The sequence below is a fragment of the Streptomyces sp. NPDC000410 genome (assembly GCF_040300305.1).
Classification (GTDB): domain Bacteria; phylum Actinomycetota; class Actinomycetes; order Streptomycetales; family Streptomycetaceae; genus Streptomyces.
This window is the reverse complement of the sequence record NZ_JBEPDM010000002.1, coordinates 175,730-192,232: the sequence shown is the minus strand read 5'-3', so window position 1 is coordinate 192,232 and position 16,503 is coordinate 175,730. Positions and strand designations below refer to the sequence as shown.

Sequence of the window (16,503 nt, the reverse complement as noted above, 5' to 3'; positions counted from 1 at the left end):
GGTTTGCCGGCGAGAGGGGACTGACGTGCGGTTCGGGCGCAGCAAGCAGACGGCCACCGCCGTCGCCGTCGCCGTGATCGGCGGACTGCTCGGCACCGCTCCCGGCGCCGTCGCGGCCCCCGGCGTCCCCGGCGCGCCCGCCGCCACCGCCGACACCGTTCCCGACCGCGAGGGCGACGCGACACCGCCCGCCGTATGGCCGCGACCGCAGTCGCTGAAGGCCGCCGGCGGCTCCGTGCGCCTCGGTGCGGACGTCACGCTCATCGCCGCGCCCGGTGCCGATCCGTACGCCGTCGAGTCCGTACGCGCGCTGCTGCGCGCCGCGGGCGTACGGACCGTGCACAGCTCGCTGCCCGGCCGCGGCCCCGTCGTCCACCTCGGTGGCACCGGCGCGCAGGAGGCCCTGCGCGCCCTGCGCGCACCCGAACGCACCGATCTGCCCGCCGGCGGCTACCGCATCGCCGTGGGCCGCGTCACCGGGCGGGACACCATCGCCCTGGACGGCGTCGGGGCCGACGGGCTGTTCCACGGCGCGCAGACACTCCGTCAGCTGGTCGGCGACGACGGCTCGGTCGCCGGGGTCGTCGTACGCGACTGGCCCGGCACCGCCGTACGCGGGCTGACGGAAGGTTTCTACGGACAGCCTTGGAGCCACGAACAGCGCCTCGCGCAGCTCGACTTCATGGGCCGCACCAAGCAGAACCGTTACTTGTACGCCCCCGGCGACGATCCGTTCCGGCAGGCCCGCTGGCGCGAGGTGTACCCGGCTGCGGAGCGTACGGCCTTCCGGGAACTCTCCGAGCGGGCCCGCGCCAACCATGTGACGCTCGCCTGGGCCGTCGCCCCCGCCCAGTCCATGTGCATGGCATCCGCCGACGACGTCAAGGCCCTCAAGCGCAAGGTCGACGCCATGTGGGCGCTCGGCGTGCGCGCCTTCCAGTTGCAGTTCCAGGACGTCAGCTACAGCGAGTGGCACTGCGACGACGACGCCGACACCTTCGGCTCGGGGCCCGAGGCCGCGGCGGAGGCGCAGGCGCGGCTGGCCGGGGAACTGGCCCGGCATCTGGCCGACCGCTATCCCGGGGCCGAGCCGCTCACGGTCATGCCGACCGAGTTCTACCAGGACGGCGCCACCGACTACCGGCGGGCACTCGCCGACGCGCTGGACAGCCGCGTACAGGTCGCGTGGACCGGTGTCGGGGTCGTACCGCGCACCATCACCGGGCGGGAACTGGCCGGTGCGCGCGAGGTGTTCCGGCACCCGCTGGTGACCATGGACAACTACCCGGTCAACGACTACGCCCAGGACCGCATCTTCCTCGGCCCCTACACCGGTCGCGAGCCGGCCGTCGCGACCGGCTCGGCCGCGCTGCTCGCCAACGCCATGGAGCAGGCCACCGCGTCCCGCATCCCCCTCTTCACCGCCGCCGACTACGCCTGGAACCCGAAGGGGTACCAGCCCCAGGAGTCCTGGCAGGCGGCGATAGCCGATCTCGCGGGCGGCGACCCGAAGACCCGGGAGGCGCTCGGCGCGCTCGCCGGGAACCACGCGTCGTCGATCCTCAGCACGAACGAGTCCGCGTATCTGCGGCCGCTCATGGCCGAGTTCTGGCGGGCGCGGAGCACGACGGGTGGGAGTGCGGGGGCGGCGGCGGAAGCGGGGGCGGGTGCGGGTTCGGGGGCCGGTGCGGGTACGGGTACGGGTACGGGTACGGGTCCTGGTTCGCGGGGCGAGGCGGCGGTGCGGCTGCGGGCCGCGTTCACGGTCATGCGGAACGCGCCGGGGCGGCTCGCAGGGCTGGATGCCGAAGTACGGCCGTGGGCCGAGCAGTTGGGCCGCTACGGACAGGCCGGGGAACTCGCGGTCGACATGCTTCAGGCCCAGGCCCGCGGCGACGGGCAGGCCGCCTGGGCGGCCTCGCTGGCCCTGGAGCCGCTGCGGAAGGAGATCGCCGGGCAGCGGGTGACCGTCGGCAAGGGCGTGCTGGATCCGTTCCTGGACCGGGCGGCCAAGGAGTCGGCGGCCTGGACGGGCGCGGACCGGCCGGCCGGGTCGGTGAGCCGTACCGCCTCCGCGTACACCGTACGGCTCGACCGCGCGCGGCCCGTCGAGGCGCTCACCGCGATGGCCGAGCCCGGCGGGGAGGGGGCCACCGGGCGGCTGGAGGCCCATGTGCCGGGCCAGGGCTGGCGGCCGCTGGGCGCGCTCGCCCCGTCCGGCTGGACCCAGACGGCGGGGCGCGGGCTGCGCGCGGACGCCGTACGGATCGCGTGGTCCGGCGACGCGGACGCGGCGCCGGTCGTGCGGCGGCTGGTGCCGTGGTTCGCGGACGAGCCGCGTGCCGGGCTGGCACTCGTACGGGGCGAACTGGACGCGGCGATCGGGGGCGGGCCGCAGCGGACCGAGGCGTACGTCTCGGCGCGGCGGCCCGACGAGGTGCGCGGGGCGCTCACCGCGAAGGCCCCGCCGGGGATCACGGTGACGGTCCCGCCGGAGGTCCGGGTGCCCCGGGGTGCGCGTACGGCCGTGCCGGTCGAGGTCACCGTCCCGCCGGGGACGCCGTCCGGGGAGTACCGGGTGCCGGTCGCCTTCGCCGGCGAGGAGCGCACGCTGACGGTGCGGGCGTATCCGAAGACCGATGGGCCCGATCTGCTGCGGACGGCCACGGCTTCCTCGTCCGGGGACGAGACGCCCGACTTCCCGGCCTCGTCGGCCGTCGACGGCGACCCCGCGACGCGGTGGTCGTCCCCGGCGGAGGACGGCGCGTGGTGGCAGGCGGAGCTGGCGGCGCCGGCGCGGGTGGGGCAGGTGGTGCTGCACTGGCAGGACGCGTACGCGACCAAGTACCGGGTCCAGGTGTCCGGGGACGGCCGGACGTGGCGCACGGCGGCCACGGTCCGCGACGGCCGGGGCGGGCGGGAGGTCGTCCGCCTGGACGCGCCCGGCACGCGGTTCCTCCGCGTCCAGGGGGACGCGCGGGCGACGCCGTACGGCTACTCGCTGTGGTCGGCGGAGGCGTACGCGGTCGCGGACTGACGAGACTGCTCCGCTCGTCGGTGTTGCCGGGCGATCATGGTGGGCCCGTGCCGGGCCGTGCACCTCGGGCCGGTCGTGGTCGGCCCGTGCCGGGCCGTGCACCTCGGGGCGGTCGTGGTGGACCCGGTCCGGGTCGGTTGCTGTGGGGGCCGCTCCGGGGCTCGTGTCCGGGACGGCATGCTGTGTCTTCTGGGGGACACCCCCAGACCCCCGTACGGCGCCTGCGGGCCCTCGTAAAGGCACTCTGAGTCATGCGCCACAAATCACGCTTTAGTGTCCCGAACACGACCCCGCCGCGTCCCCCTCCGTGCGCCTGGCCGGGTCCTTCCGGTTTGTGGGCATACGTTCCGCAGGGCGGAACGGGTGGGCACAAACCACCCACCGGCCCGCAGACGGGTACGTGCCTCAGGAGGCACCGGACCCAGCCCCGCCCGGGCCGGTGCCGGGGCGCCCCCCGTACGGGGCACGCACCCGGCCCCGCCCGGAGGGCCTACGCGAAGGCCCGGATCTCAGGCAGAGATGCCGTCGATCCGGGCCATCGCGTCATCCGCGCCGAACGGCTGCAAGTACGGCAGCCAGCGCGGATCCCTATGCCCCGTGCCGATGATCCGCCACGCCAGCCCCGTGGGCGGAGCGGGCTTGTGACGCAGCCGCCAGCCGAGCTCCATCAGGTGCCGGTCGGCCTTGACGTGGTTGCAGCGGCGGCACGCGGCCACCACGTTGTCCCAGACGTGCTGACCGCCCCGGCTGCGCGGAATGACGTGGTCGACGCTGGTTGCGACGCCACCGCAGTACATGCAGCGGCCCCCGTCGCGCGCGAACAGCGCGCGCCGGGTAAGTGGAACGGGCCCCCGGTAGGGGACCCGCACGAAGCGCTTGAGTCTGACCACGCTGGGCGCGGGCATGATGTGGGTCGCGCTGTGCATGAAGGCGCCGGACTCTTCGAGACAGATGGCCTTGTTCTCGAGGACGAGGACGAGCGCGCGGCGGAGCGGTACGACGCCGAGCGGCTCGTACGACGCGTTGAGGACCAGGACATGCGGCACGGATGCCTCCTTGTACGCCGGCGGCGCGTGGCTCGCGCCGGGACGATCTGCTCTCAGTCTCTCCTCCTGGCTGGTCGAAGCGCCACTACGTCCCCGTAACGGGCCGGAGGGATTTTGTGTGCGGTCGGCCACAGACCTCCAGGTCCTTCGAACGGAACGCCGGGCGCACGGGGTATGCCCCGTTAGTGTGGTTGGACCGCCGTACGTCCTGGAGGTACCCACCGTGTCCCTGGCAGCCGACCCGTCCGCTCCGCCCGTCACCTTCGACGAGGCCGCGGCAAAGGCCACGAACGCCGCGGGCTGGGTGGAGGAGAACTGGTCCACCTGGCTCAGCATCGGCCTGCGCATCCTGCTCATCCTGGTGATCGCGGTGCTGCTGCGGATCGCCATCCGCCGTGCGCTCACCAAGCTGATAGAGCGGATGAACCGCAGCGCCCAGGCGGTGGAGGGCACGGCCCTGGGCGGTCTGCTCGTCAACGCCGAGCGGCGCAGGCAGCGCTCGGAGGCGATCGGGTCGGTGCTCCGGTCGGTCGCGTCGTTCGTGATCCTCGGCACGGCGGGCCTGATGGTCCTCGGCGCCCTCAACATCAATCTGGCCCCGCTGCTGGCCTCGGCCGGTGTCGCGGGTGTGGCGCTCGGTTTCGGTGCGCGGAACCTGGTCACCGACTTCCTGTCGGGCGTCTTCATGATCTTGGAGGACCAGTACGGCGTCGGTGACAGCATCGACGCGGGTGTGGCCTCGGGCGAGGTGATCGAGGTCGGCCTGCGCGTGACCAAGTTGCGCGGCGACAACGGCGAGATCTGGTACGTCCGCAACGGCGAGGTCAAGCGGATCGGCAACCTGAGCCAGGGCTGGGCGACCGCGTCGGTGGCGGTGACCGTGCGGCCGACGGAGGATCTGGACCGGGTCAGCAAGGTCATCGAGGAGGCCTCCTCGGCGATGTCGAAGGACGAGCCCTGGAACGAGCGTCTGTGGGGCCCCATCGAGGTGCTGGGCCTGTCCGAGGTGCTGCTGGACTCGATGACCGTGTCCGTTTCCGCGAAGACGATGCCGGGCAAGGCGCTGGGCGTGGAGCGGGAGCTGCGTTGGCGGATCAAGCGCGCCTTCGACGAGGCGGGCATCCGCATCGTGGGCGGTCTGCCGCTCCAGGCCGACGACGAGCCGCCGGTCAAGGACCCGGCGGCGGGCGTGGCGGCCCCCTCGGCGTACGCGTCGAACACGTCGCCGCAGTCCATGGCGGCGTCCCCGATCAGTCCCCCGCCGAGTCTCTCGAAGTAACCCCGGTCCTCGGACACCCCCGCAGGCATGTGCCGCGGGGGTGTTCTTGTCTGCGGGTATTGACGGGCAGCTGACGCGGCCCTACTTTTCACGGCATCAGATAGGAACCTTTCCTAACAATGCTCGAGAGGGCAGGTGGGCCGTCATGGCTACCCCGGGGACACCGCGCGTACTCCGCGCCATGAACGACCGGGCCGCACTCGATCTGCTGCTGGAGCACGGCCCGCTCTCGCGGACCCGGATCGGCAAGCTGACCGGGCTGTCCAAGCCCACCGCCTCGCAGCTGCTCGCACGGCTGGAGGCCGCGGGTCTGGTCGTCGCCACCGGGACCACCGAGGGGCGCCCGGGGCCGAACGCGCAGCTGTACGCGATCAACGCGCGCGCCGCCTTCGCCGCGGGGCTCGACGTGACCCCGCAGCGCATCCGTGCCGCCGTCGCCGACATCACCGGCTCGACGGTCGGGGAGTTCGTCGTGCCGAAGCCCGGCCGGCGCGCCGACGGCGTCGTACGGCAGGTGACCGAGGCGCTCGACGGGGCGGCGAAGGCGGCCGGAATCACCCGCGCCGACGTGCACCGCCTCGTCATCGGGACGCCGGGCGCCTTCGATCCGTCCACCGGGCGGCTGCGGTACGCGGCGCATCTGCCCGGGTGGCACTCGCCCACGCTGCTCGACGAGCTGGCCGCCGCGCTGCCGATGCCCGTCGAGTACGAGAACGACGTCAACCTGGTCGCCGTGGCCGAGCAGCGGCTCGGCGCCGCCCGCGGGCACGAGGACTTCGTGCTGCTGTGGAACGAGGAGGGCCTGGGCGCCGCGCTGGTCATCGGCGGCCGGCTGCACCGGGGCTTCACCGGTGGCGCGGGCGAGGTGGGCTTCATGCCGGTCCCCGGTACGCCGCTGGTGCGGCAGGTCTCCAAGGCCAACAGCGGCGGCTTCCAGGAGCTGGCCGGTGCGCAGACGGTGCGGAGGCTCGCCCGGGAGCTCGGCATCCCGGGCATCGGGAACGGCACCCACGTGGAGGTGGCGACGGAGCTGCTGACCCGGGCCGCGGCGGAGGAATCGGCGCCGCTGCGCACCCTGCTCGACACGTTCGGGACCGGCCTCGCCACCGGGATCGCCGCCATGGTCGCCGTGATCGACCCGGAGCTCGTGGTGCTCTCCGGCGAGGTGATCCTCGCCGGAGGCGAGCCCCTGCGCGAGCGCGTCCACGCGGAACTCGCCGAACTGGCCGCGTCCCGGCCCCGGCTCGTCATCGGCGACGTACGCGAGCAGCCCGTGCTGCGCGGGGCGCTGGAGAGCGCCCTCGCCTCGACCCGCGACGAAGTCTTCGACACGACCCTCCGCTGAACCCCCGCTTTCCCGAAGGACCACCCGCCACAGGGAGACCCCGCCATGCCCGGAATCCGCAGGAAGACGGCCGCCGCACTGGCCGTGACCGCCGCGACAGCCCTGCTCGCCACCGCCTGCACCGGCTCGAACGACGCCGGCGCGAACGACGACCCGAACGCGAGGACCACGCTCACCTTCTGGCACGGCTGGAGCGACCCCGGCGAGGTCAAGGCGATCGAGGCGAACGTCAAGGCCTTCGAGACCGAGTTCCCCCACATCAAGGTGAAGCTCGTCAAGGGCATCTCGGACGACAAGCTCAACCAGGGGCTGCGTACGGGCGGTTCGAACGCGCCGGACGTGGTGTCGTCCTTCACGACGGACAACGTGGGCCGGTTCTGCTCCTCCAGGGCACTCACCGATCTGAAGCCGTTCCTGGAGAAATCGAAGATCGACCCGGAGAAGACCTTCCTGCCACAGATGGCCAAGTACACGGAGCACGACGGCACCCGGTGCACCGTGCCGCTGCTCGGGGACGCGTACGGCCTCTACTACAACAAGAAGGCCTTCGAGGAGGCCGGGATCAAGGCCCCGCCGAAGACGCTGTCCGAGTTCGACGCGGTCGTGAAGAAGCTCACCAAGCCCAAGGGCGACGGCTTCGAGCGGCTCGGCTTCATGCCGCTCTACCAGGGTTACGAGACCACCGTCGAGCACTACGGCGGCAGTTTCGGGATCACGTACCTCGACGGGAGCGGGAAGTCGAACACCGCCGAGGACCCGGCGGTCAAGGCCATGTTCGCCTGGCAGAAGAAGCTCGTGGACGACCTCGGCGGGTACCGGAAACTCAACAAGTTCCGCACCTCGTTCGGCGACGAGTGGGGCGCGAAGCACCCCTTCCACACCGGCCAGGTCGCCATGCAGCTGGACGGCGAGTGGCGCGGCAGGATGGCCTCGAACGCCAAGCTGCCCTTCGAGATCGGCGCCGCGCCCTTCCCCGTCCCGGACGACCGGGTCGCCGACTACGGCAAGGGCTATCTGTCCGGCACGGTCCTCGGTATCGCCGGCAACAGCCCCAGGAAGAACGCCGCCTGGGAGCTGGTGAAGTACCTCTCCACCGACACCGACGCGGTCGTCGGCTTCGCCAACGCCATCCACAACGTGCCGTCGACCGTCGCCGCGCTGAAGTCGCCGAAGCTGAGCACCGACCCGCTCTACCGCACGTTCGTCGGCATCGCCCAGCACCCCAGGAGCTCGCACGCCCCCTCCTCGGTCAACGGCGGCGCCTTCCTGCTGACGTTGCAGGACAGCGGCATCGCCTACGAGAAGGGCGCGGCGAAGGACCTGGACGCGCTGCTGAGGAAGAACGACGCGCAGGTCGACAAGGACAACGAGCAGGCCGGCTGAGATGGCCGTCGCCCCTGTGCCGAGTGGGTCGAGTGGGCTGAGGGCGAAGCGCGCTCTGCGGACCCTCGGGTTCCTCTCGCCCTGGCTGGTCGGGTTCAGTGTGTTCTTCGCGTATCCGCTGATCGCGACCGTCCACTTCTCGTTCATGGAGTACGACGGGTTCACCCCGCCCCGCTGGGTGGGCCTGAAGAACTGGGCGTACGTCTTCCAGGACAGCCCCTTCTTCTGGCCGGCCCTGCGCAACATGCTCTGGCTGGTGCTGGTCATGGTCACCTGCCGGGTCGCCTTCGGGCTCGGTATCGGCCTGCTGATCACCAAGGTCAGGACGGGCGGGGGCCTGTTCCGGACCTTCTTCTACCTGCCCTGTCTGGCCCCGCCGGTGGCGGCGACGATGTCGTTCGTCTTCCTGCTCAACCCGGGCACGGGACCGGCCAACACCGTCCTGGGCGCGCTCGGACTCGGCGAGCCCGACTGGTTCGGCAGCCCCGCGTGGTCGAAGCCGTCGCTCACGCTGCTCGCCCTGTGGGGCATCGGCGACCTCATGGTCATCTTCATGGCGTCGCTGCTCGATGTGCCCAAGGAGCAGTACGAGGCCGCCGAACTGGACGGCGCGAACGCCTGGCACCGTTTCCGGTACGTCACCCTGCCCAACATCGCGCCGATCGTGCTGTTCGCGGTGATCACCGGAGTGATCGCCACGATGCAGTACTACACCGAGCCCCTGGTGGCCGCGAAGGTCGCCAGTGGCGTGATCGGCGGCTCCGGGCAGCAGTTCGAGCCCGGATATCCGGACAGGTCGACGCTGACCGTGCCGCACGTGGTCCACAACCTGGGCTTCCAGCGTTTCGACACCGGGGCGGCGTGTGTGGTGGCGCTGGTGCTGTTCGTACTGGCCATGCTCTTCACCGGATTCCTGATGCGCCGGCGCAGCGGCTTCATGGCGGCGGAGGACTGATCGACGATGACTCGCACGACACTTTCCCCGGTGCGCGCCGCCATGGCCGCCGCGCCGTCGCCGAGCGGCACCGCGGCCAGGCGGGCGGCGCGGCGCAGGGCTGCCCTGGAGTGGATCGCGGTCCACGCGCTCGCCGTCGCCGCGGCGCTCTTCTTCCTGCTGCCCTTCGTCTTCGTGTTCCTGACCGCCGTGATGAGCGACAGTCAGGCACTCACCCGCGATCTGTGGCCGCACACCTGGGAGTGGGGCAACTTCGCCACCGTATGGAGCACGTCCGGGTTCCTCACGTGGTGGCGCAACACGCTGCTGTACGCGGGGCTCGGTACCGTGCTCGCCGTGGCAAGCAGCATCCCGGTGGCGTACGCGCTCGCGAAGTTCCGCTTCCGCGGCCGCAATGTGATGATGATGCTGGTGATCGCGGCGATGATGCTTCCGCCGCAGGTGGTCATCGTCCCCATGTATCTGTTCTGGGCCAGGCAGATGGATCTGGCCGGCACGCTCTGGCCGCTGATCATCCCGTTCGCGTTCGGCAACGCGTTCACGATCTTCCTGCTGCGGCAGTTCCTGCTGACGATCCCCCGCGAGTACACGGAGGCGGCGAGGATCGACGGCTGTGGCGAGTTCCGCACGATGATCAAGGTCGTGCTGCCGATGGCCAGGCCGGCCATCGCCGCATCCGCGCTGTTCCACTTCTTCTACTGCTGGAACGACTACTTCGGGCCGCAGATCTACGCCTCGGAGAACCCTGCCGCCTGGACGCTTTCGTACGGCCTGGAGTCGTTCAAGGGCTCCCACCACACGGACTGGAATCTGACCATGGCCGCGACCGTGCTGGTCATGGCCCCCGTGATCGTCGTCTTCTTCTTCGCCCAGAAGGCGTTCGTCGAAGGCGTCACACTGACCGGAGTGAAGGGCTGAGGTGTTCATGAGGCTCGCAGTCGTGGGTGGCGGATCCACCTACACACCCGAACTGATCGACGGTTTCGCCCGGTTGAGGGACACACTGCCGGTGAGCGAGCTGGTGCTCGTCGACCCGGCGGCCGACCGGCTGGAGCTGGTCGGCGGACTGGCCCGGCGGATCTTCGCCAAGCAGGAACATCCCGGCACGATCACGACCACCTCGGACCTGGACGCGGGCGTGGCCGGCGCCGACGCCGTACTGCTCCAACTGCGCGTCGGTGGGCAGGCGGCGCGCGAGCGGGACGAGACCTGGCCGCTGGAGTGCGGCTGTGTGGGGCAGGAGACGACGGGCGCGGGCGGTCTCGCCAAGGCGCTGCGCACGGTGCCGGTGGTGCTGGACATCGCCGAACGGGTGCGGCGGACCAGCCCGGACGCCTGGATCATCGACTTCACCAACCCGGTCGGGATCGTGACCCGCGCGCTGCTCCAGGCCGGTCACAGGGCCGTCGGGCTGTGCAACGTGGCGATCGGCTTCCAGCGCAGGTTCGCGAAGCTGCTGGACGTGGCTCCGGGCCATGTCCATCTGGACCATGTGGGGCTCAACCACCTCACCTGGGAGACGGGTGTGCGCATCGGCGGCCCGGAGGGCGAGAACGTCCTGCCGAAGCTGCTCGCCGAGCACGGCGACGACATCGCCGGGAACCTGCGCCTGCCGCGCGAGATCGTCGACCGGCTCGGCGTCGTACCGTCGTACTACCTGCGGTACTTCTACACGCACGACGAGGTCGTACGGGAACTGAGGACCAAGCCGTCGCGGGCCGCCGAGGTCGCCGCGATGGAGAAGCGGCTGCTGGAGATGTACGGCGATCCGGCGCTGGCGGAGAAGCCGGAGCTGCTGGCCGAACGCGGGGGCGCCTTCTACTCGGAGGCGGCCGTCGATCTGGCCGCGTCGCTGCTCGGCGGCAGGGGGAGCCCGTACCAGGTGGTGAACACGTACAACAACGGGACGCTGCCGTTCCTCCCCGACGACGCCGTGATCGAGGCGCAGGCCGCCGTCGGCCCGGCGGGCGCGACGCCGCTGGCCGTACGGGAGGTCGACCCGCTGTTCGCCGGGCTGATCGCCCAGGTCACGGCGTACGAGGAGCTGGCCCTGGAGGCGGCGCTGCGCGGCGGCCGCGACCGGGTGTTCAAGGCGCTGCTCTCCCATCCGCTGATCGGCCAGTACGAGTACGCCGAGGCGCTCACGGACCGGCTGGTCGCGCACAACCGGGAGCACCTGGCGTGGGCGTGACCGCTTCCGTACTCGCCATCGACGCGGGCAACAGCAAGACCGACGTGGCGTTGGTCGGCACGGACGGGTCGGTGCTCGCCGCCGCGCGCGGCGGCGGCTTCCAGCCGCCGTGCACGGGCATCGAGGCGGCGTTCGACTCGATCGCCGCGACGGTGGGCGACGCGCTGGCGAGGGCCGCCGACCGGGGCGACTCCGTCGACCGCGTCGAGCACGTCTCGGCCTGCCTCGCCAACGCCGATCTGCCGGTCGAGGAGCAGGAGCTGACGGCCGCGCTGCGGGCGCGCGACTGGGGACGGACCGTGGAGGTCCGCAACGACACCTTCGCGATCCTGCGGGCCGGGGTCGAGGAGCCCAGGGGGGTGGCCGTCGTCTGCGGCGCGGGCATCAACTGTGTGGGCATGCTGCCGGACGGCCGTACCGCCCGCTTCCCGGCGATCGGCAAGATCTCCGGGGACTGGGGCGGCGGCGCCGCACTCGCCGACGAGGCGCTGTGGTTCGCGGCGCGGGCGGAGGACGGGCGCGGCGATCCGACGGAGCTGGCCCGCACCTTGCCGGGGCACTTCGGCCTGCCGACGATGTACGCGCTGATCGAGGCGCTGCACCTGGGCCACATCGACGCCGGGCGCAAACACGAGCTGACCCCGGTGCTGTTCGCGACCGGCGCGGGCGGTGACCCGGTGGCCCGTGCGGTCGTCGACCGGCTCGCGGACGAGGTCGTCGCCATGTCCACGGTCGCGTTGGGCCGGCTCGGGCTGCTCGGTGAGGAAGTGCCGGTGGTGCTCGGCGGCAGCGTCCTGGCCGCCCGTCATCCGCGGCTCGACGCCCGCATCGCCGAACTGCTGGCGGTCCGGGCGCCGAAGGCGTCGGTGCGCGTGGTGACGTCCCCGCCGGTGCTCGGCGCGGCGCTGCTGGGCGTGGACCGGCTCGGTGCGGCGGCGGAGGTCCGGGCGCGGCTGCGGGCGCACTACGAGGGTTCTTGACCCGGAATGGGAACCGATCGGGCGCGGGCGGCGTATACAAGGTGGGACTCGGGGCAGGCGGCAGGACGTGGGCGTGGGGCCGAAGGCGGGGTTGGCGGCGATGACGGCGTGGACGGCGTGGAGTTGGCGGCGTTGACGCGACGGACGAGATAGCTCAAGATCCAGTCAATCCTGGGTGTGGGTATCCTCCCCTGCGGCCATACTGGCCGGGCCGCCGTCCCCCGTCCCGCGGGGTCGGGACGCCGTCAGTGACCGAGGGGGAGGTCTGGTGACACACACGCCGAACGCGGCAGGACCGCCGCCCGCGCCGCCGATGGCGCGGGTTCCCGGGCAGCCGCGGCCGTCCGGGGACCAGTCGGCGTCCCCGCCCGCGCCCACATCGCCCGCCCGGCGCAGCGCCTGGGCCGAGACATCGGCGCGGCTGCGGGCAGCGGCGACGACGGAGCCGGGCCGGCTGCGCGTCATCGGGGCCGTCCTGGCCGCTCTCGTCGTGGCGTTCGGCGCGGTGACCGCGTTCGAGGTCTCCGACCGGGCGTCCGCCGCCGACGACGTGGTCAGCCGCAGCCAGCCGCTGAGCGCCGACGCCGCGAGCATCTACCGCTCGCTGGCCGACGCCGACACGGCCGCGGCAAGCGGCTTCCTGGCGGGCGCCGAGGAGCCGGCCGAGGCCCGGGAGCGCTACCGCAAGGACATCGCCAACGCCTCCCGGCTGCTGGTCAAGGCCGCGGCCACCACGGACGTCTCGTCCGATTCGGGCCGCTCCATAGCCGCGCTCAACGAGCAGCTCCCCCGCTATACGGGCCTGATCGAGCGGGCCCGCGCCAACAACCGCCAGGGCCTGCCCCTGGGCGGCGCCTATCTGCGGTACGCGAACCAGCAGATGACCACCGAGCTGCTCCCGGCCGCCCAGCAGCTGTACGACGCGGAGACGGCCCGCCTCGACGCGGACCAGGAGGACGCCCAGCTGTGGCCGTTCCTGTCCCTGGCCATCGGTGTGGTGGCGCTCGGCGGCCTGGTGTGGGCGCAGCGCCGGGACTACCACCGGACGAACCGGATGTTCAACCAGGGCCTGCTCGCGGCCACGGCCGCGTCGACGGTGGTCCTGCTGTGGCTGGCGGTCGGCCACACGGTCGCCAGGGCCGGGCTGGACGACGCGCAGACGCGCGGCCAGGCCTCCCTCAGGGTCCTCAACGAGGCCCGGATCAACTCGCTGAAGGCCCGCGCCAACGAGAACCTGACCCTGGTCGCGCGCGGCGCCGTGCTCACCCCGGACGGCAAGGGCGACAAGTACGAGACGGACTACGCGGCGGGCATGGACCGGCTGACCACGGCTCTCGGCGAGGCCCAGGAGCTCGCCGGGGACGACCCGGGGAGCATCCCGGTCGCGTCCGCCGTCTCCGCGGTCTCCGAGTGGAAGACCCGGCACAAGTCCGCCGCCGACACCGACAGGGCCGGTGACTACGACGAGGCCGTCATGAAGGTGATCGGCGGGAAGGGCTCCACGGGCGAGTCCTTCGACCGGGTGGACGAGGCGCTGGACAAGGCGCTCACCCACGAGCAGGGCGAGTTCACGAAGTTCGCGGGCGACGGCAGGGCCGCCCTGACCGGTCTGCCGGTCGGCACGGCGGTGCTGGCCGTGCTCGGCGCGGCGAGCGCGGTTCTGGGCATCGGCCGCAGGCTGTCGGAGTACCGGTGAGAGGGGGAGCGATGAGGAGCGGGGTGTCCGGCGCGATGCCGGAGAAGCCGAAGGGGACGGCCGCGGCGGCCGGGGACACGGACCCGGTCCTGGCCGCGGACGTGACGCCGGACGCGGCCTCGGCGCGGCGGGTCCGGACGGGCCGGGCCGGGCGCGGGCTCCGCGGCTGGGGTGGTGTCGCCGCGATGGCGGCGGCGTGCGCCCTGACGGCCGCGCTCACCCTGCTGCCGCTCTCGCACGGCGGCGCGGTCACCGGCAAGGTGGCGGGCTCGGCCGCCCAGGCGCCCACGAAGGCCGACACCTGCACGGACCCGGAGGCGTCACTGCTGCCGTCCGCCGTGGACGGACCGGCGATCGCGGACATCAAGCGGCGCGGCAAGCTGGTCGTCGGCGTCGACCAGAACAGCTACCGGTGGGGATACCGCACCAACGACGGCAAGCAGGAGGACCTGCAGGGCTTCGACATCGATCTGGCCCGCGCCATCGCCGCCGACATCCTCGGCAGCCCCGACGCCGTCATCTTCCGCGCCATCCCCACCAACCAGCGGATCCCGGCACTCGACAACGGCAAGGTCGACCTCGTCGTCCGCACGATGACGATCAACTGCGCCCGGATCAAGCAGGTCGCGTTCTCCACCGCGTACTTCCAGACCGGGCAGCAGGTGCTCGCCCCCAAGGAATCCACGATCACCGGCTATGACAAGTCCCTCGCGGGCAAGCGGGTCTGCACGGCCGAGGGCTCAACCGCCTTCGAGGCACTGAAGAACCAGTCGTTCGGCGCGGTCTTCGAGGACGAGGACGACAACGGCCCGGGCGACAGGGACCAGCTGACCGTCCCCAACCAGCTGGACTGTCTCGTCCGGCTCCAGCTCGGCGAGGTCGACGCGGTGGTGACGGACGCGGCCCTCGCCGCCGGTCAGGCGGCGCAGGACCCGGCCGTCGAACTGAAAGGCGGGAAGCCTTTCACCACCGAGTACTACGGCGTGGCCGCCAAACTGGGCAAGGACGATCTCGTGCGCCGGGTCAACAAGGTGCTGGAAAGCTACCGCCAGGGCCCGTGGCTGACGGCGTACAAGAAATGGCTGCAGGCTGACCTGCCCGGCATGACCAAGCCGCCGGCGCCGAAGTACCTGAAGAGCTGATTCCGCCCCGACGCCATGGCCTCCGTGCCATGCGCCGGGCAGCGGAGCCGAGAGCACGAGCGGAGAGGTGATCGATGAGCGTCGCGGGACCCCCCGGGCCGGTAATGGACCGGGACGAGGTGGACCGTGCGCTGGCGCGGCTCGGAGAGGAGCACGAGGCGATCGAGACCTCGCTCCTCGCCCTGCAGGACCACGCGGGCCGCCGGCTCCTGGAGGGCGCGGAGCTGACGGGTGTCACCAAGGACCGCTGGGCCTCCACCGAGCAGGCGATCACCCTGCTGTGGGGCTACTTCGACGCGTACACGGCGGCGCTGCGTTCGGCGAGCGAGCTCAGGGCCCGGCGCCGCTGGCCGAACCGCGACGACCTCGTGGAGCTGACCGAACGGCTGCGCGGCGCCAGTGTCACCGTCGCGGGTTCCGCCGCGCACCCGGAGCCGTCGCTCACCGGACCGGCCAAGCTCTCCGAGCGGTTCACGCTGGAGGCCCTGGTGGGCCGCATGAACCAGCTGTACGCGCGCTCGCTCGACATGGTCGTGGCCGCCGACTCCGTCTGGTCCGCGCTGCCCGCCCGGATCGATCTGCTCTCCGCCGAGTTGCAGCGCACCCGCTCGCTGGCCCACTCGGTGGGCGTGCGGCCGGGTGAGCATCCGGCGGGCGACGACCTGGAGTCGATCACCCACGAGCTGGTCACGCTGCGCTCCCAGGTCGTGTCGGACCCGCTCGCGTTCTGGACGCCCGCGGGCCTGAGTTCCGCCCCCGGCGGGGGCCGCCCCGACACCGAGCGGTACGACCGGGCGGCCCGCGCGCTCGAGGACATCCGCCGCGAGATCGAGGCGGTCCTCGCGGTGCGGCAGGACTCGGAGGAGCGGCTGGTCCGACTGCGGGACGTGCTCTCCCGCGCGGACCGCACCCTCACCGAGGCCCGGGCGGCCCGCGGCGAGGTGCTGGCGAAGATCGCCGCGTCCGAGGTCCCGGCGGTCAGCGGCCCTCCGACGGTCCTTCAGGAACGGCTCGCCACCGCCGCCGAGTACCGGCGGCACGCCCAGTGGCACCGGCTCTCGCCGCTGCTGGAGTCCCTGGAGCGGGAGGCCGAGGACGAACTGCTGCGGGCACGGGAGTCGCTGACGGCCGTGACGGCGCCGCTCGCGGTCCGCGCGGAGCTGCGCGGCCGCCTCGACGCGTACAAGGCGAAGGTCGCCCGGCACGGGATGGCGGAGGACCCGTTCCTGATCGAGCGGTACGACGCGGCCCGCCGGATGCTGTGGAGCGCGCCGTGCGATCTGCGCGTCGCCGAGCAGGCGGTGCTGCGGTACCAGCAGGCCGCGGCGGAGGTCCTGGTCCCAAGGCAGTCGGGTCCCCGGGACGGTACGGCCGGGCGGGGGGATTCGTGAGCGGCGCGCGCGAGGCCACCGGGCCCCGGAGGAGAACGAAGAGCGTACGTCCGCCGAT

Annotated in this window: 12 protein-coding genes; 11 read left to right on the top strand and 1 reads right to left on the bottom strand. The window is 72.3% G+C overall.

Annotated elements, in window-relative coordinates:
• Positions 1–25: 25 nt before the first annotated feature.
• Positions 26–3,037 carry a glycoside hydrolase family 84 protein gene (locus ABT342_RS04265; protein ID WP_351566754.1) on the top strand — a complete coding sequence of 1,004 codons (3,012 nt, stop codon included), beginning with the start codon at positions 26–28 and terminating at the stop codon, positions 3,035–3,037.
• Between the two features lie 509 nt (positions 3,038–3,546).
• On the opposite strand, the gene ABT342_RS04260 is transcribed toward ABT342_RS04265, so the two are convergent.
• The gene (locus ABT342_RS04260; protein WP_351566751.1) at positions 3,547–4,083 is read right to left on the bottom strand and encodes an HNH endonuclease; all 537 of its coding nucleotides are present in this window, start codon (positions 4,081–4,083) and stop codon (positions 3,547–3,549) included.
• A 223-nt stretch (positions 4,084–4,306) separates the two neighbouring features.
• Between ABT342_RS04260 and ABT342_RS04255 the strand changes: the two genes are divergently transcribed.
• The 10 genes from ABT342_RS04255 to ABT342_RS04210 all read left to right on the top strand — a co-directional run bounded on the left by ABT342_RS04255 (position 4,307) and on the right by ABT342_RS04210 (position 16,445).
• Positions 4,307–5,362 carry a mechanosensitive ion channel family protein gene (locus ABT342_RS04255; protein ID WP_351566748.1) on the top strand — a complete coding sequence of 352 codons (1,056 nt, stop codon included), beginning with the start codon at positions 4,307–4,309 and terminating at the stop codon, positions 5,360–5,362.
• Positions 5,363–5,507: 145 nt separating this feature from the next.
• Positions 5,508–6,707 (top strand): ROK family transcriptional regulator, encoded by a 1,200-nt coding sequence (locus ABT342_RS04250; RefSeq protein ID WP_351566745.1) that lies wholly within the window; start codon positions 5,508–5,510, stop codon positions 6,705–6,707.
• 45 nt (positions 6,708–6,752) lie between these two features.
• A complete protein-coding gene (locus ABT342_RS04245) occupies positions 6,753–8,090 on the top strand; it encodes an extracellular solute-binding protein (protein WP_351566742.1) in 1,338 nt (445 codons plus the stop codon).
• A 1-nt stretch (position 8,091) separates the two neighbouring features.
• A complete protein-coding gene (locus ABT342_RS04240) occupies positions 8,092–9,045 on the top strand; it encodes a carbohydrate ABC transporter permease (RefSeq protein WP_351566739.1) in 954 nt (317 codons plus the stop codon).
• 6 nt (positions 9,046–9,051) lie between these two features.
• Positions 9,052–9,963 carry a carbohydrate ABC transporter permease gene (locus ABT342_RS04235; RefSeq protein ID WP_351566736.1) on the top strand — a complete coding sequence of 304 codons (912 nt, stop codon included), beginning with the start codon at positions 9,052–9,054 and terminating at the stop codon, positions 9,961–9,963.
• Positions 9,964–9,970: 7 nt separating this feature from the next.
• On the top strand, positions 9,971–11,236 hold the full coding sequence (locus ABT342_RS04230) for a 6-phospho-beta-glucosidase (RefSeq protein ID WP_351566733.1): 1,266 nt from the start codon (positions 9,971–9,973) through the stop codon (positions 11,234–11,236).
• Positions 11,227–12,216, top strand: a complete 990-nt coding sequence (locus tag ABT342_RS04225; protein WP_351566730.1) for an N-acetylglucosamine kinase — start codon at positions 11,227–11,229, stop codon at positions 12,214–12,216. The genes ABT342_RS04230 and ABT342_RS04225 overlap by 10 nt, the downstream gene beginning before the upstream one ends.
• Before the next feature lie 313 nt (positions 12,217–12,529).
• Complete coding sequence (locus tag ABT342_RS04220; RefSeq protein ID WP_502965465.1) at positions 12,530–13,912, top strand: GlnX family signal transduction membrane protein; 1,383 nt, start codon at positions 12,530–12,532, stop codon at positions 13,910–13,912.
• Positions 13,913–14,097: 185 nt separating this feature from the next.
• Entirely contained in the window at positions 14,098–15,054 is a 957-nt protein-coding gene (locus ABT342_RS04215; RefSeq protein ID WP_351567297.1) for a glutamate ABC transporter substrate-binding protein, read from the top strand.
• A 104-nt stretch (positions 15,055–15,158) separates the two neighbouring features.
• Complete coding sequence (locus tag ABT342_RS04210) at positions 15,159–16,445, top strand: coiled-coil domain-containing protein (protein ID WP_351567294.1); 1,287 nt, start codon at positions 15,159–15,161, stop codon at positions 16,443–16,445.
• Positions 16,446–16,503: the final 58 nt, after the last annotated feature.